Origin of the sequence: Tropicimonas sp. IMCC34011 (assembly GCF_003390865.1) — a bacterium.
Classification (GTDB): Bacteria; Pseudomonadota; Alphaproteobacteria; order Rhodobacterales; family Rhodobacteraceae; genus Tropicimonas_B.
In genome coordinates, this window is the sequence record NZ_QMEJ01000001.1 from 132,352 (window position 1) to 158,803 (window position 26,452).

The 26,452-nt window shown below is 65.7% G+C and carries 20 protein-coding genes; 11 read left to right on the forward strand and 9 right to left on the reverse strand.

All coding sequences use genetic code 11. The features are described from left to right. The first annotated feature begins 7 nt into the window (after window positions 1–7). Window positions 8–784, forward strand: coding sequence for an enoyl-CoA hydratase-related protein (locus DQG15_RS00615; protein WP_116081920.1), 777 nt, complete (start codon window positions 8–10; stop codon window positions 782–784). A gap of 136 nt (window positions 785–920) precedes the next feature. On the opposite strand, the gene DQG15_RS00620 is transcribed toward DQG15_RS00615, so the two are convergent. After that, window positions 921–2,225: a citrate synthase gene (locus DQG15_RS00620; protein ID WP_116081921.1), complete on the reverse strand. Its 1,305-nt coding sequence runs from the start codon at window positions 2,223–2,225 to the stop codon at window positions 921–923. 61 nt (window positions 2,226–2,286) lie between these two features. Then, window positions 2,287–3,726 (reverse strand): glutamate--tRNA ligase, encoded by a 1,440-nt coding sequence (gltX, locus tag DQG15_RS00625; RefSeq protein ID WP_116081923.1) that lies wholly within the window; start codon window positions 3,724–3,726, stop codon window positions 2,287–2,289. 110 nt (window positions 3,727–3,836) lie between these two features. On the opposite strand from gltX, the gene DQG15_RS00630 reads away from it, so the two are divergent. Next, window positions 3,837–5,942, forward strand: a complete 2,106-nt coding sequence (locus DQG15_RS00630) for a ComEC/Rec2 family competence protein (protein WP_116083636.1) — start codon at window positions 3,837–3,839, stop codon at window positions 5,940–5,942. A gap of 79 nt (window positions 5,943–6,021) precedes the next feature. Beyond that, complete coding sequence (gene guaB, locus DQG15_RS00635; RefSeq protein ID WP_116081925.1) at window positions 6,022–7,470, forward strand: IMP dehydrogenase; 1,449 nt, start codon at window positions 6,022–6,024, stop codon at window positions 7,468–7,470. On the opposite strand, the gene aroQ is transcribed toward guaB, so the two are convergent. Further along, window positions 7,455–7,907 carry a type II 3-dehydroquinate dehydratase gene (aroQ, locus tag DQG15_RS00640; protein ID WP_116083638.1) on the reverse strand — a complete coding sequence of 151 codons (453 nt, stop codon included), beginning with the start codon at window positions 7,905–7,907 and terminating at the stop codon, window positions 7,455–7,457. The two genes, guaB and aroQ, sit on opposite strands and share 16 nt — an antisense overlap. Before the next feature lie 96 nt (window positions 7,908–8,003). Between aroQ and DQG15_RS00645 the strand changes: the two genes are divergently transcribed. Further along, a complete protein-coding gene (locus DQG15_RS00645; protein ID WP_116081926.1) occupies window positions 8,004–9,167 on the forward strand; it encodes an RsmB/NOP family class I SAM-dependent RNA methyltransferase in 1,164 nt (387 codons plus the stop codon). A gap of 211 nt (window positions 9,168–9,378) precedes the next feature. Further along, the gene (locus DQG15_RS00650; protein ID WP_116081928.1) at window positions 9,379–11,703 is read left to right on the forward strand and encodes an ATP-binding protein; all 2,325 of its coding nucleotides are present in this window, start codon (window positions 9,379–9,381) and stop codon (window positions 11,701–11,703) included. A 6-nt stretch (window positions 11,704–11,709) separates the two neighbouring features. Here DQG15_RS00650 and DQG15_RS00655 read toward each other — a convergent pair whose 3' ends face one another. Next, window positions 11,710–12,312 (reverse strand): gamma-glutamyl kinase, encoded by a 603-nt coding sequence (locus tag DQG15_RS00655; protein WP_116081930.1) that lies wholly within the window; start codon window positions 12,310–12,312, stop codon window positions 11,710–11,712. A 179-nt stretch (window positions 12,313–12,491) separates the two neighbouring features. Between DQG15_RS00655 and recA the strand changes: the two genes are divergently transcribed. The 3 genes from recA (at window position 12,492) to DQG15_RS00670 (ending at window position 16,902) form a co-directional block, all read left to right on the forward strand. Continuing rightward, complete coding sequence (gene recA / locus DQG15_RS00660; protein ID WP_116081932.1) at window positions 12,492–13,565, forward strand: recombinase RecA; 1,074 nt, start codon at window positions 12,492–12,494, stop codon at window positions 13,563–13,565. A gap of 192 nt (window positions 13,566–13,757) precedes the next feature. Beyond that, window positions 13,758–16,418 (forward strand): alanine--tRNA ligase, encoded by a 2,661-nt coding sequence (gene alaS, locus DQG15_RS00665; protein ID WP_116081933.1) that lies wholly within the window; start codon window positions 13,758–13,760, stop codon window positions 16,416–16,418. Window positions 16,419–16,425: 7 nt separating this feature from the next. Then, window positions 16,426–16,902 (forward strand): MOSC domain-containing protein, encoded by a 477-nt coding sequence (locus DQG15_RS00670; protein WP_232830649.1) that lies wholly within the window; start codon window positions 16,426–16,428, stop codon window positions 16,900–16,902. Between the two features lie 57 nt (window positions 16,903–16,959). On the opposite strand, the gene typA is transcribed toward DQG15_RS00670, so the two are convergent. Continuing rightward, a complete protein-coding gene (gene typA / locus DQG15_RS00675; RefSeq protein WP_116081935.1) occupies window positions 16,960–18,777 on the reverse strand; it encodes a translational GTPase TypA in 1,818 nt (605 codons plus the stop codon). Window positions 18,778–18,945: 168 nt separating this feature from the next. Between typA and DQG15_RS00680 the strand changes: the two genes are divergently transcribed. From DQG15_RS00680 to DQG15_RS00690, 3 genes are all read left to right on the forward strand, one after another. Then, entirely contained in the window at window positions 18,946–19,623 is a 678-nt protein-coding gene (locus DQG15_RS00680; RefSeq protein WP_232830650.1) for a DNA-3-methyladenine glycosylase, read from the forward strand. Next, window positions 19,620–20,285 carry an alpha/beta hydrolase gene (locus DQG15_RS00685; RefSeq protein WP_116081938.1) on the forward strand — a complete coding sequence of 222 codons (666 nt, stop codon included), beginning with the start codon at window positions 19,620–19,622 and terminating at the stop codon, window positions 20,283–20,285. The genes DQG15_RS00680 and DQG15_RS00685 overlap by 4 nt, the downstream gene beginning before the upstream one ends. 195 nt (window positions 20,286–20,480) lie before the next feature. After that, window positions 20,481–21,065, forward strand: coding sequence for an HNH endonuclease (locus DQG15_RS00690; RefSeq protein ID WP_116081940.1), 585 nt, complete (start codon window positions 20,481–20,483; stop codon window positions 21,063–21,065). Between the two features lie 10 nt (window positions 21,066–21,075). Here the strand turns inward: DQG15_RS00690 and DQG15_RS00695 are convergent, their stop codons facing one another. The 4 genes from DQG15_RS00695 to DQG15_RS00710 form a co-directional block, all read right to left on the reverse strand. Continuing rightward, the gene (locus DQG15_RS00695) at window positions 21,076–21,411 is read right to left on the reverse strand and encodes a multidrug efflux SMR transporter (protein WP_116081942.1); all 336 of its coding nucleotides are present in this window, start codon (window positions 21,409–21,411) and stop codon (window positions 21,076–21,078) included. A 254-nt stretch (window positions 21,412–21,665) separates the two neighbouring features. Beyond that, on the reverse strand, window positions 21,666–22,061 hold the full coding sequence (locus DQG15_RS00700) for a response regulator (protein WP_116081943.1): 396 nt from the start codon (window positions 22,059–22,061) through the stop codon (window positions 21,666–21,668). Between the two features lie 59 nt (window positions 22,062–22,120). Then, the gene (locus DQG15_RS00705; protein WP_232830651.1) at window positions 22,121–23,806 is read right to left on the reverse strand and encodes an ATP-binding protein; all 1,686 of its coding nucleotides are present in this window, start codon (window positions 23,804–23,806) and stop codon (window positions 22,121–22,123) included. Between the two features lie 173 nt (window positions 23,807–23,979). After that, the gene (locus DQG15_RS00710; RefSeq protein WP_157968843.1) at window positions 23,980–26,202 is read right to left on the reverse strand and encodes an ATP-binding protein; all 2,223 of its coding nucleotides are present in this window, start codon (window positions 26,200–26,202) and stop codon (window positions 23,980–23,982) included. Window positions 26,203–26,452 lie beyond the last annotated feature (250 nt).

Below are 26,452 nucleotides of genomic sequence, written 5' to 3' on the forward strand. Positions count from 1 at the left end.
GGCCGCGATGCAGTACGAGACGATCACTTGGGAGCTGCGCGAGGACGTCGCCATCGTCACCCTCGACCGGCCGGACGTCATGAACGCGCTCGACAGCCGGATGCGGACGGAAATCACCCATGCGGCGACGCGCGCGCCGGACGAGGCGCGGGCGCTCGTCCTGACGGGGCGCGGCCGGGCCTTCTGCTCCGGGCAGGACCTCGTGCAGGGCGCCAAGCTGGACACGAGCGATCTCGAGAGCGTTCTGAGGGACGAGTACGAGCCGATGATCCTCGGCCTCGCGAATTGTTCGATCCCGACCATCGCCGCAGTCAATGGCGCTGCGGCCGGGGCAGGGGCCAACCTGGCGCTCGCGGCGGACATCGTCATCGCCTCGGAGACGGCGAGCTTCACGCAGGCCTTCTCGCGGATCGGTCTCATGCCCGATGCCGGCGGCACCTACTGGCTGCCGCGCCAGATCGGGTTTGCGCGGGCCATGGGCGCCGCGCTTTTGGCCGAGCCTGTCCCTGCCGCCCTCGCGGCCGAGTGGGGCATGATCTGGGAGGCGGTTCCGGAGGAGAGCTTCGCCGAGTGCTGGTGGTCCCGGGCCCGGCAGCTCGCAACAGGCCCGACGGCCGCCTACCGGACGATCAAGACCGCGTTCCGGGACGGCCTCGCCAATGACCTGCCGGCTCAGCTTGCCGTCGAAGCGCGCCTTCAGGGCGAATGCGGCCGAACCCGAGATTTCCGCGAAGGCGTCATGGCCTTCCTGGAGAAGCGTCCCGCCGCGTTCGAGGGCCGCTAATAGTTGATCCTGCCGGCAGCGACCCCGGCGAAAGCGACGCTCCGACGAGGCAGTACATCGTCTCAAAACCCTGAAATGAAAAAGGCCCCGCCAACAGGCGGGGCCTTTTCAACGGCAAATCGACGGGAAACCGCCCTCAGCGGTTCTCCACCTCGACGTAATCGCGGGGACCGGCGCCGGTATAGAGCTGGCGCGGACGGCCGATCTTCATGTGGTCGTCCGTCAGCATCTCTTTCCACTGGGCGACCCAGCCGACCGTGCGCGACAGCGCGAAGATCGGGGTGAACATGGAGGTCGGGAAGCCCATCGCGTCGAGGATGATGCCGGAATAGAAATCGACGTTCGGGAAGAGCTTCTTCTCGGTGAAGTAGGGATCTTCGAGCGCCTGCTTTTCCAGTTCCTTGGCGACCTGGAGCGTCGGGTTGTTCTCGATCCCCATCAGCTCCAGCACCTCGTCGGCGCTTTCCTTCATCACCGTGGCCCGCGGGTCGTGGTTCTTGTAGACGCGGTGGCCGAAGCCCATCAGCCGGAACGGGTCGTTCTTGTCCTTGGCGCGGGCGATGAACTCGGGGATCCGGTCGACGGTGCCGATCTCCCGCAGCATCTCGAGACAGGCCTGGTTGGCGCCGCCATGTGCCGGGCCCCAGAGGCAGGCGATGCCGGCCGCGATGCAGGCAAACGGGTTAGCCCCCGACGAGGAGGCGAGCCGGACCGTGGAGGTCGACGCGTTCTGCTCGTGGTCCGCATGGAGGGTGAAGATCCGGTCCATCGCGCGGGCGAGGATCGGGTCGACGTGATACTCCTCGGCAGGCACGGAGAAGCACATCCGCAGGAAGTTCGACGCATAGTCGAGCTCGTTCAGCGGATAGACGAAGGGTTGACCCATCGAATACTTGAACGCCATCGCGGCGATCGTCGGCATCTTGGCGATGAGCCGGATCGAGGCGACCTCGCGCTGCCACGGATCGTGGATGTCCGTGCTGTCGTGGTAGAAGGCGGACATCGCACCGACGACGCCAGTCATGATCGCCATCGGATGCGCGTCGCGACGGAAGCCGGAGAAGAAGTTCTTCATCTGCTCGTGGATCATCGTGTGCTTGGTCACACGATTCTCGAAATCCTCGAGCTTCTCGGCGGAGGGAAGCTCGCCGTAGAGCAGCAGGTAGCAGACCTCGAGGAAGTGGGACTGCTGCGCGAGCTGCTCGATCGGGTAGCCCCGGTGCAGGAGCACGCCTTCCTCGCCGTCGATGAAGGTGATGTTGCTTTCGCAGGCGGCAGTGGACGTGAAGCCCGGATCGTAGGTGAAGATGTCACCCTGGGCGTAGAGCTTGCGGATATCGATCACGTCCGGACCGCAGGTCGGCGAGAGCATGGGCAGCTCCAGCGACTTGTTGTCGAAGGTCAGTGTGGCCGTTTTCGCGTCCTGTTTGTCGTCGGGCATGGATCGTCCTCTTTCGAATCCGCCGGGGCGGTATCGGTGCTGCATACGGGGGGCTCTTGGTTCAGCCCTTCGCCGCGTCCTTGAGCCGGTCGATGGTCTCGTCCCGGCCGATCACGAGCATCATGTCAAAGACACTCGGGGTAACTGTCCGCCCCGACAAAGCGGCGCGGATGGGGCCGGCAATCTTGCCGAACTTTAGTCCCCGTTCGGCGGCGAAATCGCCGCATGCCGTTTCGAGTGCGGTGCGCTCCCAAGTAGCCTTTCGCAGGTGCGGCGTCAAATCGCCGAGAAGCGCACGGGCGTCGGCGTCGAGCGCCTTGGCTGCCTTTTCGTCGGGGGTGAAGGGGCGGGTTCCGAGTGCGAAATGCGCTTTCTCCAGCAGATCGCCGAAGGTCTTGGCCCGTTCCTTCAGATGCGGCATCGCGGCGAGAAAGGCCGCACGCTGATCGTCCGAAAGGGGCGGCGCTCCGGTTGCCGCAAGATAGCCGTCCGCTTCCTCGACGAGGGCGGCGTCCGGTGCAGAAGCGATATGCAAGCCACTGATATGCTCCAGCTTTTTGAAGTCGAGACGGGCGGCGCTCTTGGTGATTCCGGCCAGGTCGAACCACTCTTTGGCCTGCTCGTCGGTGAAGAACTCGTCATCGCCGTGGGACCAGCCAAGGCGCGCCAGGTAGTTGCGCATCGCCGCCGCGGGATACCCCATGGCGCGGTACTCGGCGGCGCCCGTCGCGCCGTGACGCTTGGACAGCTTCTTGCCGTCGGGTCCGAGGATCAGCGGGATGTGTGCAAAGACCGGGACGGTCCAGCCCATCGCGTCGTAGATCAGTTTCTGCCGCGCGGCATTGGCGAGGTGATCGTCCCCGCGGATGACGTGGGTGACGCCCATGTCGTGATCGTCGACGACCACGGCAAGCATGTAGGTGGGCGTGCCGTCGGACCGCAGAAGGACCATGTCATCGAGGTCGCGGCTGGCCCAGGTGACGCTGCCCTGAACGGCATCCTCGATCACCGTCTGGCCCTCGCGGGGAGCCTTGATGCGCACGACGAAGGGCCGATCACCCGGGTGCTCGCTCTCGGGCACATCCCGCCAGGGGCTGACGAAATTGGTGGAGCGTCCCTCCGCGCGGGCGTCCTCCCGGGCTTGCTGGACCTCCTCGGGGGTCGAGAAGCACTTGTAGGCCGTGCCGCCCTCGAGCATCGCCTCCGCGACCTCGCGGTGCCGCTCCGCCTGCGCGGCCTGGCTGACGGCGTCGCCGTCCCAGTCGAGGCCGAGCCAGGTCAGCCCGTCGAAGATCGCGCGCTCGGCTTCGGGGGTGGAGCGGGCCCGGTCGGTATCCTCGATCCGCAGGAGGAACGTTCCGCCATGGCCGCGGGCGAAGAGCCAGTTGAAGAGCGCCGTCCGCGCGCCGCCGATATGCAGTGCGCCGGTGGGCGAGGGGGCGAAGCGGGTGACGACCTCCGTCTGCCCGGTCCCGCCCGTCGCTCTCGTCTCGTCCGTCATGGCGCCGCTCTCCGCTCTTTCCTGGGTCATCTGCAAGGGCGGTGGCCGCGCCGGCGTTAACCTTGCGCTAACCGGTCCGCCGGTACTCGGGCGACGTGTATGCAAGCGACGTGACGGGAACAAGGGAGGCTCCGGACGAGGGCGCGCGCCGGGCCGGGCCATCCGGTCTCGTGGTGCGAGCGGTTCAGCGCCAGAGGGGTCATCTGCTGCACTGGGCGCCGGTGGCCTTCGGGATCGGCATCGCGATCTGGTTCGCGCTGCCGTCGGATCCGGCGCCAGTGGCGCTCGTCGCGGCGAGCCTCGCCTGCGTGACGCTCGGTCTCGTCGCGGGGCGGGCGGGGCCGGGAGCGCCACTGATCCTGGCGCTCGCCTTCATTCTCGCCGGCGGCATCGCGGCGGACCTGCGCGCCCGCAGCGTCGGCGCTCCCGTTCTCGGCTTTCGTTACTACGGCCCGGTCGAGGGACGGATCGTCGGGATCGACCGCTCCGCCTCGGACGCGGTCCGCCTCACGCTGGATGAGGTCCATCTCGGGGACCTGCCGCCCGCCCCCACGCCGGAGCGCGTCCGCGTCTCCCTCTACGGGCCGCAGGACTATTTCGTGCCGGAACCGGGCCGCGCGATCATGCTGACCGCCAATCTCTCCCCGCCGAACGGCCCGGCTGAGCCCGGGGGCTTCGATTTCAGGCGCCATGCCTGGTTCGACCGGCTCGGCGCCGTCGGATACACCCGCACGCCGGTCCTCACGATGGACGACAGCCGCGACACGGGGCCGTCCGCCTGGATCTTCCGCCTCCGCATGTCGATCAGCGCCGGAGTCCGCGCCCAGATGGACGGGCCGGCCGGCGCCTTTGCCGCGGCCATCCTGACGGGGGACCGCTCCGGGCTCGATCTGGAGCGGCTGGAGCATCTGCGCGCGTCCAACCTCGCGCATCTTCTCGCGATCTCCGGGCTGCACATGGGCCTTCTGACAGGCGTCGTTCTGGGCGCGATCCGGCTGGGGCTCGCGCTCGTGCCCTACGCCGCGCTGCGCTGGCCCTGCCGGAAGATCGCCGCGTCCGGCGCGCTGGTAGCGGCGGCGGGGTATCTTGCGCTCTCGGGCGGGTCGGTCTCGACCGAGCGGGCCTTCGTGATGGTCTCCGTGATGCTCGGCGCGGTCCTTCTGGAACGTCGGGCGATTTCTCTCAGGGCCGTCGCCATCGCCGCGCTGATCGTCCTTGCGCGGAGGCCTGAAGAGCTGTTGTCGCCCGGTTTCCAGATGTCCTTCGCCGCGACGACGGCCCTCGTCGCCATCTTCGGAAGCTTGAGAGGCCTGCAGGATATCGGCCCGCGGATGCCGCGGATCGCGACCCCGATCCTCGCGACCTTCCTGTCCTCCGCCATCGCCGGCGCCGCGACGGCCCCCTACGCCGCCGCGCATTTCGGGCGCCTGTCCGATTACGGGCTGATCGCGAACCTCCTCAGTGTGCCGGTGATGGGTCTTCTCGTCATGCCGGCCGCCGTCCTGACCGCCTGCCTCTGGCCTCTCGGCCTCTCGGGGATCGGGCTCGGCGTGATGAAACTGGGCCTCGTCTGGATCCTCCGCGTCGCCGAGACCGTGTCCTCCTGGCCGGGCGCGGTGACCGCGGTCCATGCGCCCGGCCTGGCTGTTCTCCCGCTTCTCACACTCGGGGCGCTCTGGCTGATTCTCTGGCAGGGACTGGCGCGTCTTGCCGGCCTGCCGGTGCTGGCCGCCGCGCTGGCGCTCTGGTGGGGGACGGAGCGTCCGCCCGTTCTGATCGCGGCGTCCGGGGGGCTCGTCGGGATCATGGGGGAGGAGGGGCGCGCGCTGTCGAAACCCGTCGGGGACGGGTTCGTCGCCTCGATCTGGCTGGAGAATGACGGCGATACCGCGCTTCAGGACGCCGCCGCCCGTCGCCCCGGCTTCACCGGTCGCCCGGGGGAGTTTCGTGCGGACCTGCCCGGCGGTCAGACGCTCGCCGTCGTCACCGGCCGGGGGAACGCCGCCCGTGCCGGGGCCGCCTGCGATACGGCCCATATCGTCGTGACCACCGCCACGGACCCGCCCCGCGACGGGCCATGCCTGATGCTGGATTCCGAAACGCTGGGTCGCACCGGGACACTCGCCCTCTGGCCGGACGGGCAGGGCGGATGGCTACCGGTTTCCGCTCTCGGCGGCGCGCGCCGCGCCTGGTCGGGACGGGCCGCGGCGGATTGACCGAAGCGGAGGGCCTTTCACCCGGCCGGGCATCGTGCAATAGGGACGCGCCAATTGATACCGTCCCGAGGAGCGTGAGATGGAGATTCGAGAGGCCCTGACCTTCGATGATGTGCTGCTGGTGCCCGCGGAAAGCCGCGTGCTGCCCTCCACCGCCGATGTCGGGACATACGTCACCCGCTCCATCCGCCTGAACATTCCGGTCCTGAGTTCCGCGATGGACACCGTGACCGAGGGACGCATGGCGATCGCCATGGCGCAATCGGGCGGCATGGGGGTCATCCACCGCAACCTCACGCTGGAACAGCAGGAGGAGGAGGTACGCCGCGTCAAGCGCTTCGAGAGCGGAACCGTCTACAATCCCGTCACGCTGACGCCCGACCAGACCCTGGCGGATGCGAAGGCGCTCCAGGCCCGCTACAGCGTCACCGGCTTCCCGGTGGTGGACGCCTCGAACCGTGTCGTCGGCATCGTCACCAACCGGGACATGCGCTTTGCTTCGGATGACAAGACGCCCGTCTCCACCATGATGACCTCGGATCGGCTCGCGATCCTGACCGAACCCGCTGATCTCGAGGAGGCGCGGTCGATGATGCAGGCCCGCCGGATCGAGAAGCTTCTCGTGGTGGACGCCTCCGGCAAGCTCACCGGGCTTCTGACGCTGAAGGACCTGGAAAAGGCCGTCCTCAATCCCAATGCCTGCAAGGACCGCCTCGGGCGCCTGCGCGTCGCCGCCGCGACGACGGTCGGGGATTCGGGCTTCGAGCGCTCAGAGGCGCTGATCGATGCCGGCTGCGACATGATCGTGGTGGACACCGCGCACGGCCATTCCGAAGGCGTCGCCAAGGCCGTCGAACGAATCAAGCGGCTGTCGAATGACGTTCAGGTCGCCGCCGGCAACGTTGCCACCGCCGAGGCCACCCGAGCGCTAATCGGCGCCGGGGCGGACGCGATCAAGGTCGGCATCGGGCCGGGATCCATCTGCACGACACGGATGGTCGCCGGTGTCGGCGTACCGCAGCTCACGGCGATCATGGATTGTGCCGCGGCGGCGGGGGATACGCCCGTCATCGCCGATGGCGGGATCAAGCTGTCCGGAGATTTCGCCAAGGCCATCGCCGCAGGTGCCTCCTGCGCCATGGTCGGATCGATGATCGCCGGCACGGACGAGAGCCCGGGCGAGGTCATCCTGTACCAGGGCCGGTCCTACAAGACCTATCGCGGCATGGGGTCCCTCGGCGCCATGGCCCGCGGCTCCGCCGACCGGTATTTCCAGAAAGACGCCGCAACGGACAAGCTCGTCCCCGAGGGGATCGAGGGACAGGTTCCCTACAAGGGCTCCGCCCAGGCGGTGGTGCACCAGCTCGTCGGCGGCCTTCGCGCGGCGATGGGGTATACCGGCGCGGCGACCGTCGAGGAGATGCGCCGCAACTGTACGTTCGTGAAGATCACAGGGGCGGGCCTGAAGGAAAGCCACGTCCACGACGTGACCATCACGCGGGAGAGCCCGAACTACCGGATCGGCTGAGGACCGGCCGGGACCAGGGCGCAGATCCGCCGCACGGCGGCGGCGTAGCCTTCTGGTCCCAGTCCGGCGATCACCCCGTCCGCGCGGAGACTGACATAGGACGTGTGGCGGAAGCTTTCGCGCCGGTGGATGTTGGAGATATGCACTTCCATCACCGGCCCCTCGAAGGCGTTCAGCGCGTCGAGAATGGCGATCGAGGTGTGCGAATAGGCGCCGGGATTGATGACGATCCCGGCCGCTTTCGTTCGCGCCTCCTGGATACTGTCGATCAGGGCGCCTTCGTGGTTCGACTGCATCGCCTCCAGCGTGAAACCGTCGGCCAGCGCGTCCCGCGCGATCCGTTCCACGTCTTCGAGCGTTTCGGCGCCGTAGATCTCCGGCTGCCTCTGACCGAGCAGGTTGAGGTTGGGCCCGTTCAGAAGGAAGATCGTCTTCATGTACCACTCGCTTTTCATCTTCGCTTCGTTCACTGGCCGGTCGGGGCCGCGTCTGTCAAATGAAAGACTGCTCTGCCGAGACACCGGGGGGAGGTCGTGACCCCGCCGGCGCGCGCCGCTGCCGCCGCCGAGATCCTGGACCGCATCCTCGCAGGAGGCCCCGCCGAGAAGGAACTGACCAACTGGGCGCGCCGCAGCCGCTTCGCAGGCTCGAAGGACCGCGCAGCGATCCGTGACATGGTCTTCGACGGTCTGCGCAGGCGACGTTCGGCTGCGGCCCGGGGCGGCGGCGAAACCGGCCGCGGGATCGTCCTCGGCCTCCTGCGCGAACGGGGCGAGGCGCCGTCCGGCTGGTTCACCGGCGGGACATACGCCTTGGCGCCCGCCACTGACGAGGAGCTGGCCGCGACGGGTCCCGTCACGGAGGCCGAAACGCTCGATGTCCCGGATTGGCTCCTGGCCGATCTGCGCCAGTCTGTTGGAAACGATTATTCCCTCGTTCTTAATGAATTGCGTGCAAGAGCTCCGGTAACCTTGCGGGCCAACATCGCCCGAATGGACCCGGCGGACGTTCAGGCGAGGCTTGCGAAAGAGGGGATCGAAGCCGAGCTCCATCCACTATGCACAACAGCGCTCCGCGTGACAGAAGGGGCTCGCAAGATACGGAATTCGAACGCCTTTCTGGATGGGCTTGTCGAGCTTCAGGATGCCGCGTCGCAAGCGGCCGCCGCCCTGATCCCCGTTCCGGAGCACGGCGACATCCTCGATTATTGCGCGGGAGGTGGTGGCAAGGCGCTCGCGCTGGCCGCACGCGGAGCCACCGTCGTCGCCCATGATGCGGATCCGATCCGCATGCGTGACATCCCGGAGCGTGCAGGCCGCGCAAAAGTCGCGTCGCAAGTTGCTGTCGCGAAACAAATTAAAGACGACGCAAGGTATCCTGTCGTGGTCTTGGACGTGCCGTGTTCCGGCAGCGGCGCCTGGCGTCGTCAGCCGGAGGCGAAATGGTCCCTGACCCCGGAGCGGCTCGATGAGCTGAGAGATGTCCAGGCCGGCCTTCTGCGCCGCGCCGCGGCGCTTTCCTCACATGCGATCGCCTATCTCACCTGCTCCTTGCTGCGTGCCGAGAACGAAGATCAGGTCGCGAAGTTTGTCAGTGAGACGCCCGGCTGGACCGTCCGGGAGGAACGCCGGTTCAGTCCCCTCGAGGGCGGAGACGGCTTTTACGCCGCGATTCTGGTCAGAGAGAGCGCGGCTTAAGACTCCGTTAACACTTCGCGCGTCATAACGGCAGGGACCACGTAGCTTCGGGGGAAGTCCCTTGACTGTTGTCCACGCCGCTCCTGCCGGTCTTGCGGATCGCTTTCCAAGGTTTCCCGCCCTTGGTGGTGCGGCACTTGCCGCCGGCGTTGCGGCGTATCTCCTTCCGCCGGGGTTTGCAGCGCTCTGTGCGTTGAGCGCGGCGGGCGTCATGGCCGCGCTCATGCTCCTGCGCGCCGTCATCCTCGCTCTCGCGCGGCGTGACGTTCCTGATACGGCGTCTCTCTCGCGTCTCATAGGCAGCGATGCCGCTTCAGTCTTCGTAACGCGCTCGGATGGAACCATCGCGCTGCGAAATCCCGCAGCGGAACATCGTTTCGGGGGCAAGGGCGAGACGCTTGCCCGCACTCTGAGAGGAACTGTCGCAGACCCCTCCGCACTCCTGTCCCGCCTCTCGCTGTCGATTGCGGCGTCCGGCGCGGGCCGGGAGGACATTGTCGGCACGCGCGGGCACCTTCGCATGGCGGCCCATGAGATCGGGGGCGGTATGACCCTCTGGCGCATCGAAGAACTGTCGGAAAAGATTGGCCGGCGGTCTGCTGACGGCATCGGCCTTCCCATGATGACGCTGGGCGATTCGGGCGCGATCCTGTTCCGGAACGCCGCGATGCGTCGCCTCGTCGGCGCGTCGGCCCGCACCGTGGATGCGATCTTCGAGGATCTGCCGTTGCAGAGCGGCGCGCTGCACAATGTGCGCACGCCCAATGGCAGCGTCCGAGCTCGCACCGTCGAAATCGGCACGCCGAACGGGCGCCGGGAGGTGTACCTCCTTCCTGCACAGGACGATCCGCTGAGCCCGGAGGAGGCCGCATCGCTCGAGATGCTGCCCGTTGCGGTCCTGCGGCTGTCGCAGGAGGGGCACGTGCTCGGTGCCAACGATCTCGCTCGCGGTCTGATTGGACCTGAAGCCTCTCCGGGCGCGAATTTTGCCGACCTTGTCGAAGGTCTCGGTCGCCCGGTCAACGAATGGCTGCGGGATGCCGCCAGCGGCCTGACACTCGGGTCACCCGAGATCCTGCAATCCCGCCGCGGCGAAAAGAAGTTCGTCCAGGTGACCCTCAGCACCTCACCCGGAACGGCTGGCCTTACCGCCGTCGTTATGGATGCGACCGAACTCAAATCCCTCGAAGCCAAATTCACGCAAAGCCAGAAGATGCAGGCCATCGGCCAACTCGCCGGGGGAATTGCACATGATTTCAACAACCTGCTCACGGCAATCCTCGGGCATTGCGAACTCCTATTGATGCGTCACGATGCGGGGGACCCGGAATACGCAGATCTGGTCCAAATTGAACAGAACGTGAACCGCGCGAGCAGTCTCGTCAGCCAGCTCCTCGCGTTTTCCCGCAAGCAGACCATGCAGCCCGAGCGGATCGACCTGCGGGATGTGCTCTCCGACCTCGTTCATCTGCTCAATCGCATCGTCGGGGAGCGGGTGTCGCTGACCTTCGCGCAGGCTGAAGAACTTGCTTCTATACGAGCGGACAAGCGGCAGCTCGAACAGGTGATCATGAACCTCGTGGTGAACGCGCGCGACGCGATGCCGGAGGGGGGCGAGATCTGCATCGAGACCGAGACGTTGACCCTGACGACGCCCATGAGCAGGAACCGTGCGACGGTTCCGGCAGGACGATACTGCACGGTTCGCGTGACGGACCACGGTGTCGGCATTCCCCCCGACAAGCTGGACCAGATCTTTGAGCCCTTCTTCACGACCAAGCGCGCCGGTGAGGGAACTGGCCTCGGCCTGGCAACGGTTTACGGGATCGTGAAGCAGTCCGGCGGCTATGTCTTCGTCGACTCGGCTCTCGGGACAGGGACGACGTTCCTCCTTCTGTTCCCCGCATGCCCCCCGGGGGAGGCGACAGCGCCTCCTCCGCTAGAACTGACCCAGAGCGAGGTTTCGAGTTCCCTCGAGGAGCAGATGATGGAAGCGCGTGTGGTTGAGGCGGTCGAAGGGGCGATCGAGATCATCTCTCCCGCGACCGATGCCACTGGCAGCCAGACGGCAGGCATCGATCCGCCTCGTCACATCCATGAAAAGTTGACGGAATCATCGATGTCTTCCGGCATGATGCGAGACGGGACGTCCCGCCCCATGCCGGGAACCGATCTGGGCAAAATCCTTCTCGTCGAGGACGAGGCTCCCGTTCGGGCGTTCGCGTCACGCGCCCTTCGAATGCGAGGATACGAGGTCGTCGAGGCGCGCAACGCGGAAGAGGCCCTGTTACGTCTCGAGGACCCGGCCCTCGAGATCGATCTGTTCGTCACCGATGTCGTGATGCCGGGACTCGACGGTCCGACCTGGGTGCGACGCGCGCTCGCAAGCCGTCCGGGCACCGGTGTCATCTTCGTTTCCGGCTATGCGGACGAGCACTTCGCAGAGGAACGTAGCCGCATTCCGAACTCGACGTTCCTGTCCAAGCCGTTCTCTTTGAACGACCTTACCGAGACAGTGCGCCGACAGCTGCATTGATGGCACCTATCGCCTCATTGCCGTGGCGTGCAGCTCGATGTCGAACGCGAGGCTCTCCCGAAGTCGGTTCCGGAGTTCGTCGGGCAAATCGAGCGGGCGTTCGGGAGAGGCGTTGCGGATAGGCGGGGTCACCCCGGCAAGGCCGACCTTGTCTTCGAGGAAGTCCAGAAGTTCGTCCATTCGCTCGTAGGCAAAAAGGTGATCCACGGCGATCCGGCCCCTGTTGTCCTGCAGGAACCTCCCCTGCGATCCCACGGTGGCGTAGGATGGCTGCGCATCGGACAGATACCCCTCTGCGAAGGTTGCAAAGTCCATCCCGGCCGTACTGTTCTGTGTGCCGAGAATGTCCCCGCGGGTCCTGTAGCGGTACCAGCTTCCAAGCCAGTCCACCGGCTCCCGGATCACCGCCACGCTCTTCAGCCGGGCCTGATCCTCGGGGGCGAAGAGCGGAAGGATCTTCCGCCTAAACCATCCCAACGGCATGTGTTTGGTCAGCGGCGGGTGGCGGAAGACGATGTCGGCGCGCTGCGAGAACGCTTCCTCGAGCGCCTGCGTCCCGGTTTTGGGCACCGCCAGGAGCACCAGCCCCGCCTCCCAGAAAATCATCATGGCGCTGTCCTCGGTTCGGAACGCGGATTCACTCTATCTTAACGTGTATCAGGCGAAAATGGAGGGTGACAAAGATCTTGAATAAGACCGTGGGCGATGGCATCTAGGGGTGGAACAAGTGGTGAACACGGGCAGTCATTGCCGCCCCGCGCGGCACATGGGATAAGGACGCGACAGAAATGGCCACGGCGAATATTTTCGATATGACGGACAAGCGCGCGAACGAAAAGCAGAAGGCCCTCGACAGCGCCCTGGCGCAGATCGAACGCCAGTTCGGCAAGGGCTCGATCATGAAACTGGGCGGCGAGAACGCCCTGATGGAGATCGAGTCGACGTCTACCGGTTCCCTCGGTCTCGATATCGCTCTCGGGATCGGCGGGATCCCGAAAGGCCGGATCGTGGAGATCTACGGCCCCGAAAGCTCCGGCAAGACGACGCTGACCCTTCACTGCGTTGCCGAGGAGCAGAAGAAAGGCGGCGTCTGCGCCTTCGTCGATGCCGAGCATGCCCTCGATCCGCAATACGCCAAGAAGCTCGGCGTCGATCTCGATGAACTCCTGATCTCGCAGCCGGATACCGGCGAGCAGGCGCTCGAGATCACGGATACGCTGGTGCGCTCGGGCGCGGTGAGCATGGTCGTGGTCGATTCGGTCGCGGCTTTGACGCCGAAATCCGAGCTCGAGGGCGACATGGGCGACAGCTCCGTGGGCGTGCACGCGCGCCTCATGAGCCAGGCGATGCGCAAGCTCACCGGATCCATCTCCCGCTCGAAGTGCACCGTGATCTTCATCAACCAGATCCGGATGAAGATCGGCGTGATGTTCGGCAGCCCCGAGACCACGACCGGTGGCAACGCACTGAAATTCTACTCCTCCGTACGCCTCGATATCCGCCGGATCGGCTCCATCAAGGATCGGGACGAAGTGGTCGGCAACTCGACTCGGGTGAAGGTGGTCAAGAACAAGGTTGCGCCGCCGTTCAAGCAGGTCGAGTTCGATATCATGTACGGCGAGGGCATCTCCAAGACCGGCGAGCTTCTTGATCTCGGCGTGAAAGCCGGCGTGGTGGACAAGTCGGGCTCGTGGTTCTCCTACGGAGACGAACGGATCGGGCAGGGTCGCGAGAACGCAAAAACCTTTTTGAAGGAGAATAAGGCGACGGCGCAGGAGATTGAGGAAAAGATCCGCGCCGCGCATGGGCTCGATTTCCACATGTCCGACGAGGGCGGCAGCGACGATCTCGTCGAAGGCTGACGCATCGGGAGCGCCGTCCGATCCGGCGCGGCGCTCCCATTGCCGAAGTCTCCGACCGGGTCGGTCCCGGTCGCCGGCACGCCGGCTGATGCAGCAATGCTCGCCGCGCCGAAGCCAAGCCGGTAAGCACGATGTGGACACCCCCGAGCGCCCCCGTTATTGCTCTGCGGCGCAAACGCGGAGGGAGCCACGATGCCCAGCCTGAACGATATCAGGACGACTTTTCTTGATTTTTTCGAGCGGCAGGGCCACCGCGTGGTTCCGTCCTCGCCGCTCGTTCCGCGGAACGATCCGACGCTCATGTTCGCCAACAGCGGCATGGTGCAGTTCAAGAACCTTTTCACCGGGGCCGAGACGCGGGATTACACTCGCGCAACTACGAGCCAGAAATGCGTCCGCGCTGGCGGCAAGCACAACGATCTGGACAATGTCGGCTACACAAACCGGCATCATACCTTCTTCGAAATGCTGGGAAATTTCAGCTTCGGGGATTACTTCAAGTCGGATGCGATCCCGTTCGCCTGGGAGATGGTGACCCGCGAGCTCGGCATCGACAAGAGCAAGCTCTTGGTGACGGTCTACCACACCGACGAGGAAGCGGCCGAGCTCTGGAAGAAGGTGGCCGGTCTGCCGGATGAGCGGATCCTGCGCATTTCGACCGATGACAATTTCTGGACCATGGGGCCCACTGGCCCGTGCGGCCCGTGTTCCGAGATCTTCTACGACCACGGCGAGGACTTCTGGGGCGGACCGCCGGGAAGTCCGGAGGAGGATGGCGACCGGTTCATCGAGATCTGGAACCTCGTCTTCATGCAGTACGAGCAGTTCGAGGACGGCACGCGGCGCGATCTGCCGAACCAGTCCATCGACACCGGAATGGGGATCGAGCGGGTCGCCGCGCTGCTTCAGGGCACGAACGACAATTACGCGACCGATCTGATGCGCGCGCTGATCGAGGCATCCGCCCATGCGACGTCCTCCGATCCGGACGGGCCCGGGCGCACCCATCATCGCGTCATCGCCGATCACCTTCGCTCCGCGTCCTTCCTCATTGCGGATGGGGTGATGCCGTCGAACGAGGGGCGCGGTTATGTCCTGCGCCGGATCATGCGCCGCGCCATGCGCCATGCGCACCTTCTGGGAGCGGCCGATCCGCTCCTGCATCGCCTCGTGCCGGAACTCGTCCGCCAGATGGGCGGGCATTATGCCGAGCTCGGGCAGGCTCAGTCCCTAATCCGCCAGACGCTGGAGGCGGAGGAAACGCGCTTCCGCCAGACGCTGGACCGGGGCCTGCGGCTTCTGGACGACGAGCTCGACAAGCTTGCGCCCGATGCGACGCTGCCCGGCGAGACCGCCTTCAAGCTCTATGACACCTATGGCTTTCCTCTCGACCTGACACAGGATGCGCTCAGGGAGCGCGGCCGGCAGGTGGAGACCGCCGGGTTCGATGCGGCGATGGAGGAGCAGAAGGCGAAGGCGCGGGCGGCCTGGTCCGGCTCCGGAGAGGCGACCGATGCGCGCGTCTGGTTCGAGATCGCGGATCGCGTCGGCGGCACCGAGTTCCTCGGCTACGACAGCGACAGCGCCGAAGGGCAGCTCGTCGCCATCGTCAAGGACGGCGCCGAGGTCGAGCGGGCGGAGGAAGGCGACAGCGTCGTGCTGATCTTCAACCAGACTCCGTTCTACGGCGAGTCCGGCGGCCAGATCGGCGATACCGGAACGGTCGCCGGGATCGAGGGCACCGCGAGCATTGTCGATACCAAGCGTGCGGCGGGGCTCTGGCTCCATCAGGCGGAGATCACCTCGGGCAAGTTCGCGCTCCACACCGGGGCCGAACTCATGGTGGATTCGGCACGTCGGGACGGTATCCGGGCGAACCATTCCGCGACGCACCTTTTGAACGAGGCGCTGAGGGAGCGGCTCGGCGATCACGTCGCGCAGCGCGGGTCGCTGAATGCGCCCGATCGTCTGCGGTTCGATTTCAGCCACGGTGCGGCGTTGTCCGACGACGACAAGTCCGAGCTGGAGGCCGAGGTGAACCGGCTCATCCGCCAGAATTCACCCGTTGAGACCCGCGTGATGACGCCGGACGAGGCGCGTGCCCTCGGCGCTCAGGCGCTCTTCGGCGAGAAGTACGGCGACGAAGTTCGCGTCGTGTCCATGGGGCAGGGCGAAACCGGCAAGGGCTGGGACAGGCAGACCTATTCGATCGAGCTTTGCGGCGGCACCCATGTCCGGCAAACCGGCGATATCGGACTCTTCGTCCTTCTGGCGGACAGCGCCTCATCTGCCGGTGTCCGCCGGATCGAGGCCCTGACCGGTGAGGCCGCACGGCGTTACCTTGCGGATCAGGACCGCAAGGTGGCCGAGATCGCCGGCGTCGTGAAGGCGTCTCAGGCCGAGGTCGTGGACCGGGTTCGCATGCTCGTCGACGAGCGGCGCAAGCTGCAGGCCGAAGTCGCCGACCTGCGCAGGCAGGTTGCCATGGGCACATCGTCCGGCGGCGGCGAAGCGTCGGCGGCACCCGTCAACGGCATTCCCTTTGCGGCGCAGTCGCTTCAGGGCGTGACCGGTAAGGACCTGCCCGGGCTCATCGACGAGATGAAGGCGCGTCTCGGCTCGGCCGCGATCCTGCTGGTGGCGGATGCCGGCGGCAAGGCGGCGGTCGCGGCCGGCGTCACGGCGGATCTGACGGAAAAGGTCTCCGCGGTGGATCTGGTGCGCGCGGCGGTCGCCGAGCTCGGCGGCAAGGGCGGCGGCGGCCGGCCGGACATGGCGCAGGGCGGCGGTCCCGATGCCTCCCGCGCCGATGACGCGATCGCTGCAGCGAAGAAGCATCTCGAAGCGATCTGACCCGGCGGTGGACACGCTGGCCGATCTGATTTCGCGGTTTCCAAGAGCGGGCCGGGTGGAGGCAATCCTCCTCCGGCCCGTTCGTCTGTCGGACCCTGTTCGAGTACCGGAGGTCCAGGTTCAGGAGGCGGGTCTCGAGGGAGATCATGCGCGGCCGGGCAAGAGAGCCGTGACGTTGATCCAGTGGGAGCATCTGCCGGTGATCGCGTCGCTGGCGGGGCGGACGGAGGTCGCGGCGGAGGTCTTGCGACGCAATCTCGTCGTGGCCGGGATCAACCTGTCGGCGCTGCGCGGGCGCGAGATCGATGTCGGCGGCGCACGGCTCAGGCTGACGGTGCCCTGCGCCCCGTGCTCGAGGATGGAAGCGGAGCTGGGGCCGGGGGGTTACAACGCGATGCGCGGCCACGGGGGCTGGTGTGCCGAGATCGTCGCGCCGGGCCGGGTGGGCGCTGGCGATGCCGTCGTGGTAATTGCCGAAGACTGACGCCCGGGTAGAGAAGAACCGCCCGGCCACGGGTCACCGCGGCCGGGCGATGCTCGGTCAGCCCGCGGCGCGGGACTGACGCTTGCGTTCGTGCGGGTCGAGGAAGCGCTTGCGAAGGCGGATCGCGTTCGGCGTCACTTCGACCAGCTCGTCATCGTCGATATAGGCGATGGCCTCCTCGAGCGACATGCGAACCGGCGTGGTGAGGCGAACGGCATCGTCGGTGCCGGAGGCGCGGACGTTGGTCAGCTTCTTGCCCTTCAGCGGGTTCACGTCGAGGTCGTTCTCACGGCTGTGTTCGCCGATGATCATGCCCTCGTAGATCGCTTCCTGCGCGCCGATGAACATCTTGCCGCGGTCCTCGAGGTTGAAGAGCGCGTAGGCGACGGAGGTGCCGTTCTCCATGGAGATCAACACGCCGGCGCGGCGACCGGGGATCGTGCCCTTGTAGGGCTCCCAGCTGTGGAAGACGCGGTTCAGGACGCCCGTGCCGCGCGTGTCGGTCAGGAACTCTCCGTGATAGCCGATGAGGCCGCGGGAGGGGACATGCGCGACGATGCGGGTCTTGCCGGTCTGCTGCTTCATCTCGACGAGATCGCCGCGGCGGGCGCCGGTCAGCTTCTCGATGACGGCGCCGGAAAACTCGTCGTCCACGTCGATGGTGACTTCCTCGATCGGCTCCATCTGCTGGCCGCCCTCGTCGCGCATGATCACGCGGGGACGGGAAATCGAGAGTTCGAAGCCCTCCCGCCGCATGTTCTCGATCAGGACGCCCATCTGGAGTTCGCCGCGGCCGGCGACCTCAAAGGCCTCGCCGCCCGGCGTGTCCGTGACGCGGATGGCGACGTTCTGCTCGGCCTCGGTCATCAGGCGCTCGCGGATGACGCGGGACTGGACCTTCTTGCCGTCGCGGCCGGCAAGGGGGCTGTCATTGATGCCGAAGGTCACGGAGATGGTCGGCGGGTCGATCGGCTGCGCGGGGATCGGGGTGTCGACATCGGTGGCGCAGATCGTGTCGGCGACGGTGGCCTTGCCCATGCCGGCGAGGGAGACGATGTCCCCGGCGACGCCTTCGTCGATGGGCTGCTGCTGCAGGCCGCGGAAGGCCATGACCTTGGAGATCCGGAACTGTTCAATCCGGTCGCCCTTGCGGGACAGCGCCTTGACCGTATCACCCGCCTTCACGCGGCCGCTCTCGATCCGCCCGGTCAGGAGGCGACCGATGAAGGGGTCGGCGCCGAGCGTCGTCGCGAGCATCGCGAAGGGCTCGTCCGAACGGCCCTGCTGCTTCGGCGCGGGCACGTGGCGGGTGACGAGATCGAAGAGCGCGTCGAGGTTCTCGCGCGGTCCGTCCAGTTCCTCGTCCGCCCAGCCGGCGCGGCCGGAGGCGTAGAGCGTCGGGAAGTCGAGCTGGTTCTCGTCCGCATCGAGCCCGGCGAACAGGTCGAACACCTCGTCGAGCGCCCGGTCGGCATCGGCATCCGGCTTGTCGACCTTGTTCAGCACCACGATCGGGCGCAGCCCCAGCGCCAGTGCCTTGGAGGTGACGAACTTTGTCTGCGGCATCGGGCCTTCGGCGGCATCGACCAGCAGAACGACGCCGTCCACCATCGACAGGATGCGCTCGACCTCGCCGCCGAAGTCGGCGTGACCCGGCGTGTCCACGATGTTGATGCGGGTATTCTTCCACTCGACCGAGGTCGCCTTGGCGAGGATGGTGATGCCGCGCTCGCGCTCGAGATCGTTGCTGTCCATGGCCCGCTCGGCAACGGCCTGGTTCTCCCGGAAGGCGCCGGACTGGCGCAGGAGCTGGTCCACCAGAGTGGTCTTGCCGTGGTCAACGTGAGCGATGATCGCGATATTGCGAAGGTCCATGGGGGCGCCTTTTCGGGAGGGGTCGCGCGGCCCCTACACGGAATGAGGCTTCATTGCGAGTCCTTATGCTGCAACGCCGCGTGATTTGAGCTTCCACAGGGCGGCGGTTGGCGAATGCCCGCCTGCGCGATATGCCGGGCGCCACGCACCGGAGCAAGGAGATCGCCCGTGGGCAGGGACGAGCTGAACGACATCGAGGGCGCGCGGCATCACCCGGTCGCGGGGCGCATCATCGTGGATAAGGCTTGCGTGGCCGAAGGCGCCGCCTGGCTCGCGAATGCGGATCCGCGCTTCGCCGAAGCGCTGGAGGCGACCGGCCCGCTGCCGCTTCGTCGGCGCAAGGACGGGTTCGAGGCGCTTCTGGCCGCGATCGTGTCGCAGCAGGTCTCCGTCGCGGCGGCGGATTCGATCTGGAACAAGCTGAAGGCGGCGAAGCTGACCGGCCCTCGCAAGGTCCTCGGCGCCACGGACGAGGAGCTGAGGGCCTGCGGGCTCTCGCGCCAGAAGATCCGCTACGGCCGCGCCCTTGCGGCGGCGAAGATCGACTATGCCGCGCTGCGTGTCGCGCCTGAGGCGGAGGTCGTCGAGACCCTGACCGCCGTGCCCGGCATCGGCCGCTGGACGGCGGAGATCTACGCGATGTTCTCCCTCGGCCGGGCGGACATCTTCGCGCCCGGCGATCTGGCCTTGCAGGAATCGGCCCGGATCCTCTTCGATCTGGAGGACCGCCCGCGGGAAAAAGCGCTGAGGGAGATGGCGGAGGCGTGGTCTCCCTGGCGTGCGGTTGCAGCACGGCTCCTCTGGGCCTACTTCCACATCGCCAAGCAACGCGAGGGGATCAGATGATGCGAGAGCTGAATGCGAAGCGCGCGGGAGCGCCGAAGGGCACCGCGAAACAGATCGTGATCTTCGTGCATGGCTACGGAGCGGACGGCGCGGACCTTCTGGGCCTCGCCGGGCCGCTTGCGCCGCATCTGCCGGATACGGCCTTCTACGCCCCGGACGCGCCCGATCCGTCCTCCGCAAATCCCGCCGGTTTCCAGTGGTTTCCGATCCCCTGGATCGACGGCTCGAGCGAGGAGGAGGCCGCGGAAGGCCTCGTCGCGTCGGCCGAGGATCTCGATGCGTTCATTACCCGGGTCCTGAACGACGAGGGGCTGGAGGCGGATCGCCTCGCCCTCGTCGGGTTCTCGCAGGGCACCATGATGTCCCTTCATGTCGCGCCGCGGCGCGAGGACCAGATCGCCGGGATCGCAGGCTTTTCGGGTCGTCTCGTGGCGCCCGAGCGGCTGCCGACCGAGGCGCTGTCCTTTCCGCCGATCCTCCTTCTCCACGGCGATCGGGACGACGTCGTCCCCTATCCGTCGATGGACGAGGCGGAGCGGGACCTCACCGCGGCAGGCTTTTCCGTCGCGACCTACACGATGGAGGGCACGCCCCACGGTATCGCACCGGACGGGCTGGGGCAGGCGCTCGCCTTCCTGAAGGACGTCTTCGGGATCGATTGACGATAAAGCCGGGCGCAGTCCCCCGGCGTCATATCCCTGTCACCTCCCAAGTGCATCACGTCCCCATGGGGCGCCGCCCCCCTCATGAAGAGGCTTGCGGGACCAAAAGCGCCATATATAGTCGATCTGAATTCCGGCGCGGCCCGGCTTCCGCGACGGACGCTTCAGGGCGTGGGATGCGGGGACGAATGACGTATGGACGGTGATTTCAGAACGCAATTCGTGAGAGAGCCCGGCGGGCTCAAGCATCATCCCGCCCTCGTACTCAACGCGGATTACAGACCGCTCTCCTACTACCCGCTGTCGCTCTGGCCCTGGCAGGAGGCGGTCAAGGCGGCCTGGCTCGACCGGGTCCAGATCGTGGCGGAGTACGACGAGTACGTGCATTCGCCTTCGACCAGGATCCGAATACCTTCGGTCGTCGTCCTCAGAGATTTCGTCAAACCCCAGAAGCGCGTGGCTTTCACGCGCTTTAATTTATTCTTGAGGGACGAATTCTGCTGTCAGTACTGCGGCAGCCGGGGGGACCTGACCTTCGACCACGTCGTGCCACGGGCCCGTGGCGGGATCACAAGCTGGGAGAACGTCGTCGCGGCCTGCTCCCGCTGCAACCTGCGCAAGGGCTCGAAATCCCTCCGGCAGGCCGGCATGGCGCTCCGCAAGACCCCGAGGCAACCGGGGTCGGAGGAGCTGCGCAACATGGGCCGCCGCTTCCCGCCCGGCCACCTGCACGAAAGCTGGCTCGATTTTCTCTACTGGGATGCCGAACTGGAGGCCTGAGGCCGGATCGTCAATGCGTCGCGCTGTCCGACAGCAGGTGCATGACAAGGACGCCGGCCATGATCAGGCCGATGCCGACCAGAGCCCAGAAATCCAGCTTCTGGCTGAAGACGACGAAGCCGATCAGCGCGATGAAGACCATGCCGAGGCCTGACCAGATCGCGTAGACGATCCCCATCGGCATCGTCTTCAGGGCCAGGGCCATGAACCAGAACGATGCGCCATAGGCGACGAAGACGACGATCGACGGGGTGAGCCTGGTGAATTGCTGGCTGGCCTGGAGCGCCGTCGTGCCGATGGTCTCGGTCGCGATGGCGATCACGAGGTAGAGATAGGGCAGGGGCATCGAAGTCCTCAATCCGCGATGTATCGAGCGCGCCGGTGTTGAAGGCGATGACGCCACCCATCACCGCTGCGCCAGACAGCGAATAGACCAGGGCGGAGGCGGGGAACAGGGCCAGTGCGACCGGGACGGTCCGCGCGTGCATGGCGGACAGCCCCGTAGAGCGATTTGATTAGAAGGCGCGGCAGGCCGGCCGCGCTATGCGGCCTTCATGACGTCCTGCCCGCCCGCGACTTGCGTGGACGGACGGTACTGTCTCAGGCCGCCGCCACCGATTGTTGATCCCACGCCCTCTGCACCACCTGGGGCAGGGTCATCGGGTCGAACGGCTTTGTGATCACGTCGATGGCGCCCTGACCGAGCAGCCGCGAGACGTTCTCGGAATGGGCCTTGGCGGTCACGAAAACCACGGGGGTATCCATCTGGCCGGGGATCTCACGCAGCCGGCTCAGAGTCTCCTCTCCGTCCATGCAAGGCATCATCACGTCGAGCAGGATGAGGTCGGGCGAAAAGCTCGTCACGAGGTCGAGGGCATCGGCACCGCTCGACGCTTGAGCGACTTCGAAGCCGCCGACGCTTTCCAGGGACATCCGGGCGATGAACTGGATATCGACGTCATCATCGACGTGAAGGATCTTACGTAATGCTTGCATGCGTCACTCCCTTTTCTCCTGATCCGACTCACTACGTGAACCGTCGCGTCAAAATCGGGTTATTCTGCGGCGACTTTTCGCTCTGAACCGATTTCCGCTTTGGGCAGGTCAACGAAGAAGGTCGTGCCGCATCCGACGTCGCTCTCGAAATCGATTCGCCCGTCATGGCGTTCGACGATCGCCTTGACGATGGAGAGGCCGAGACCGGTGCCGACGCGGGGCTTGCCGTCGGTGGGCCGGACCTGGCTGAATTTCTCGAATACCTGATCGCGTTGATCCTCGGAAATGCCGGGGCCCGTATCGGTGACCGAGATCCTCCAGTCGATCCCGGCGTCGGACAGCGCGATCTTCACCGCACTTCCGGGGGAGGAGTATTTGCAGGCGTTCGACAGAAGGTTCGAGACGACCTGCATCAGGCGATCGGCATTGGCGATGACTTCGCGCGGGCCGTCATTGAGCCCTTCACCTTCGAAGCTGACGCCGAACTCATCCCCGTACCCGCCGTTGATCTCCATCGCTTCCTTGAGGAAGCCGGCAAGGTCCATGGTGCGGCAGACGAAGTCCATCTTGCCGGCTTCGATCTTTTCGAGGTCCAGCATGTCGTTCACGACGAGCAGCAGTCGTTCGCTGTTGCGGTAAGCGATGTCGATCACGGGCTGGGCGCGCTCCGGCAACTGCCCGGTGACGCCGGCACGGGCCAGCCCGAGGGCCCCCTTGATGGCCGTCAGCGGCGTGCGAAGCTCGTGGCTGACGGTGGATACGAAGGCGCGCTTGGCGGCTTCGACCTCCTTGCGCTCAGAGATGTCCCGCACCACGGCGACGTAGGCGGGCTTGTCGAACGGCTCGTTGATGATCTGGACGTTCACTTCCGCGGGCTGTTCCATGTGATCGGTCTCGTAGACCAGCGATGTCTTGGTCCGGTCGTGAAGGGACGCGACGCGCTCACGGAATTTCGTCCGGTCGAAATGGGTGAACGCCTCCTCGACCGACTTGTTCTTCCACTCGTCCTGGCTCCAGCCGTTCACCTCGGCGAGGTGATGGCGCGCCTTGGCGTTCGCGTAGATCAGGGTGAACGTAACGCTGCAGATGATGAAGACCTCGTCCGACAGCTCGTCCAGAAGGGTAGTCTGCTGCTGGTAGGCTTCAGCCCGGCGAGACGCGGTGACGTCCGTACGGATGGCAATGCTGCGGATGTGATTGCCGCGGGAATCGTTCAGCGGAACGATGGAACACTGCATCGAACGGCTCTCGCCGGACTTGGTGACGAGCGTCTGCTCGCCGGCCCAGGTCTTCCCAGAGGCAAGGTGCGCGAGGATCTCCTCGAACAGGGCGCTTTTCTCCTCGGGATAGAGGACCGAAGTGGACTTGCCGATGATCTCCTCGCGCGAATATCCGAAGACCTGAGCGAAATTCTCGTTGATGTCGAAGATCGTGCCGGTGGGATCGCAGTAGTCGACGATGGCATGCTCGCTGATCGCCTGATTGTGGATCACGAGTTCTTCGTCCTTGCGCAGCAGAAGCTTGTTCTGCAGGCGGATCGCCTGGATGCCGCGAAGGAACGCAAGGAGAAAGCCGGTACAGGCGAGAATGCCGAACAGCATCGTCTCGCGTGTGAGGGCCGGGGGAATCGCGCTGTCCGCGCGTTCCCAGATGAGCGGAGTGAGGAAGTAGACCAATGAGGTCATTGCCCCACCGACGAGAAACGCGGAGGCCGTGGGGAAGGACATCAATCTTCGCATGCTCATCTGCCCACGGTTACGTTCGACACACTCAACTCGACATTTTAGCGGGCGTTGCCCTTGGTACGGCGCAGTCATCGACTGGCATGCCGGTCATAGTCGGTCGAAAATGTGTTCAATCATTGGCGTTGTAGGTGACGCGCCCGGCCGACCCGGAGCTCCGTTCGTTACTGATGGTCCTATGCCGACTTCAGTGCAAGCGACAGGATATCGTCGATACTCGCCCGCGTCTTCACAAGATTCCTCGTCACGCGCGGGTCGCTCCACGCCGTTTCGGAATTGGAGAAGCCGAGGATGACCGGCGGTGGCTCGCCGACGAAGTCGAGTATGTCGCGGCCGTTCCCGTCAGGCAGGTCCCAATCCACGATAATGACATCGAAGGAGTACGAGTCGAGCAGCCGGACCGCGGCGGCGAAGCTTCCCGCGCGGATGTAATCGGCCTTTCCCTTCAGGGCGCTGCGGAAGATGTCGCCGAAGCCGCTCTCGGGCTCGACATGCAGGATCGAAGGCAGTGAGCTCTTGACCTGGGGAGAGGTCTTGGTCCCGGCGTTGTCGATCCGCGGCAGGCGGATCCAGAATTTGGAGCCCACCCCTTCCTCGCTTTCGAAGCCGATCCGCCCGCCCATGCGGATGACCGCGAGATTGGACACGTAGAGCCCGATCCCGGACCCGCCCTGTTCCCGGGTGGAGGAGCTGTCGGCCTGGGTGAAGCGGTCGAATACCTTGTCCCGGAAGGAAACTGGAATGCCGCAGCCGGTGTCCTCGACCCAGACCGTGACGTGGTATTCGTCCGAGCTGACCCTGAGGATGACGTCGCTATCGGGGTCGGAAAACTTGATCGCGTTCGACAGGATCGCTTCCATGGCCTTGCCGAGGCGCATTGCGTCGACCATCGCCTTCCCCTCGGCCTCTTCGGTGATCGTCACCCGGATGTTCTTGCTGATGGCGGCCGCAGTGACGCTCTCCACGGCCTCGCGGGCAATGTCCGCGATCCGGGACGGCTCGAAATCGAAGACGGTATCGGGGGCGGTGAGACGTTCGACATCGAGGATGTCGTTGACCATGTCGATCAGGCGCTTCGAGTTGGTCTCCGCAATCGACAGCAGCCGCATCACCCCGTCGGCCTGGTTTTCTCCAACACAGAGCTGCGACAACAGTCGGATCGCGCCATGGACCGAGGTGAGCGGCGTTCTCAGCTCGTGGCTCACGGTGGCGAGAAATTGTGCCTTCGCCTCGTCGAGTTCCTTGTCGCGCGAGATGTCCCGCGCCTGGGCGACGATGATGCCGTCCATCCCTTCGGTCCCCGGATCATAGCTCACGCTGAGACGCGCCCAACAGCCCGAACCGTCCTTCCTGCGGATGCGCTTTTCCGTCTCGTAGCGGCGAACCGTGCCGCGTTTCAGAGAGTCCATGCGAATCCGCGCGGCCTCGGCGTTGTCCGGAAAGGACAGAGACAACAAGGTCACGCCGATGATTTCGGAGTGGGGGAAGCCGACGAGATCGCAAAAGGCGATATTGGCGTCGATGATGTCACCGTTTACGCTGCACAGCGCGGTCGGGAACGGGGAATTGCCGAGGCTTTCGCGGAACCTGCGCTGGCTCGCGGACAGCTGGTCTTGCAGGCGAAAGTGCTCGTCCATATCGAACTGCAGGCCGGTCAGACGCTGCGGATTGCCCCTGCGATCGCGCTCGCTGACCACTGAAATCGAACGCGTCCACATCCAGCGGCCGTCAGGGCGGAGAAACCGGTACGTGGTGTCCGTGAGATCGGTCTCGCCCGCGTAGCATGCGGCATCGGAGGCGGCGACGCGGGCAGAATCATCGGGATGAACACGCGCCAGCCATTCGGCCTGCGCATCCAACGCGGCGCCGTGCGCGATGTCGAACCCGAGCAGCTCAAGCCACCTCGGCGTCACGACGGACTTGTCGGACGCGATATCGACCTCGAAGACACCGACCCCTCCGGCCTCGAGCGCCCCGGCCAGCCTGAGCTCTCGGGCAGAGCGCCGGTCGGGGGTCACGTCCGAAATACGCAAAGAGAGCGCCGTGCCAGCGACGCCGAGGTCGTCTGACTGGGCGTCGAGCGTAACCCGGGTGCCCAGACGCGCCTCTGTCCTGATCTGGATCGGCCCCGAACCGGCGCGACTGTGCCCGAGGAGCACGGCGGCGTCCTCGACACCCAGGAGATCCGACAGGCCACGCCCCACGATCTCGTCGCTGTCCAACTCCAGCAGACCCTCGGCCACGCCGTTGGAGCTGCGGACGATCCCGCATTGGTCGACGCTCAAGAGAGCACTCGGAGAGGATGGCAGGGACGGAAGCGATGCCGGGTCGGCTGGCGCGTCGCCGGCATCTTCGGCGGCACCCGGAAGCAGCCCCGTGACGAGATTCGGCAGTTTCACCGTGGACCCTCCGCCGAACGTAGGGGGGGGCGGCCCGTGCAACGCGGCCAGTCCCTGTCAGCTGATGAGCATGCGTCGATCATGGTCCGGTTCTGAACTGTTTGGTTTAATATGCACTAGAAATCTGGCAATTACTTTAGCTTATCGTATGAGCATTCAAGATAGCGTCAAGTTGCAATACCCCTTAATGACGGGCCGTTACTGACTGTCGCAACTGCTATCGACGTAGGTGCCCCAGGGGCATCTTTCC

Excerpts from the sequence above, each read along its gene's own strand:
- DQG15_RS00695 (WP_116081942.1), bottom strand. The coding sequence starts at position 21,411 with ATGCCCCTGCCCTATCTCTACCTCGTGATCGCCATCGCGACCGAGACC.
- DQG15_RS00615 (WP_116081920.1), top strand. The coding sequence starts at position 8 with ATGCAGTACGAGACGATCACTTGGGAGCTGCGCGAGGACGTCGCCATC.
- guaB (WP_116081925.1), top strand. The coding sequence starts at position 6,022 with ATGGAGATTCGAGAGGCCCTGACCTTCGATGATGTGCTGCTGGTGCCC.
- DQG15_RS00655 (WP_116081930.1), bottom strand. The coding sequence starts at position 12,312 with ATGATGATTTTCTGGGAGGCGGGGCTGGTGCTCCTGGCGGTGCCCAAA.
- DQG15_RS00620 (WP_116081921.1), bottom strand. The coding sequence starts at position 2,225 with ATGCCCGACGACAAACAGGACGCGAAAACGGCCACACTGACCTTCGAC.
- gltX (WP_116081923.1), bottom strand. The coding sequence starts at position 3,726 with ATGACGGACGAGACGAGAGCGACGGGCGGGACCGGGCAGACGGAGGTC.
- DQG15_RS00685 (WP_116081938.1), top strand. The coding sequence starts at position 19,620 with ATGATGCGAGAGCTGAATGCGAAGCGCGCGGGAGCGCCGAAGGGCACC.
- DQG15_RS00650 (WP_116081928.1), top strand. The coding sequence starts at position 9,379 with ATGGCCGCGCTCATGCTCCTGCGCGCCGTCATCCTCGCTCTCGCGCGG.
- alaS (WP_116081933.1), top strand. The coding sequence starts at position 13,758 with ATGCCCAGCCTGAACGATATCAGGACGACTTTTCTTGATTTTTTCGAG.
- typA (WP_116081935.1), bottom strand. The coding sequence starts at position 18,777 with ATGGACCTTCGCAATATCGCGATCATCGCTCACGTTGACCACGGCAAG.
- DQG15_RS00700 (WP_116081943.1), bottom strand. The coding sequence starts at position 22,061 with ATGCAAGCATTACGTAAGATCCTTCACGTCGATGATGACGTCGATATC.
- DQG15_RS00690 (WP_116081940.1), top strand. The coding sequence starts at position 20,481 with ATGGACGGTGATTTCAGAACGCAATTCGTGAGAGAGCCCGGCGGGCTC.
- recA (WP_116081932.1), top strand. The coding sequence starts at position 12,492 with ATGGCCACGGCGAATATTTTCGATATGACGGACAAGCGCGCGAACGAA.
- aroQ (WP_116083638.1), bottom strand. The coding sequence starts at position 7,907 with ATGAAGACGATCTTCCTTCTGAACGGGCCCAACCTCAACCTGCTCGGT.
- DQG15_RS00705 (WP_232830651.1), bottom strand. The coding sequence starts at position 23,806 with ATGAGCATGCGAAGATTGATGTCCTTCCCCACGGCCTCCGCGTTTCTC.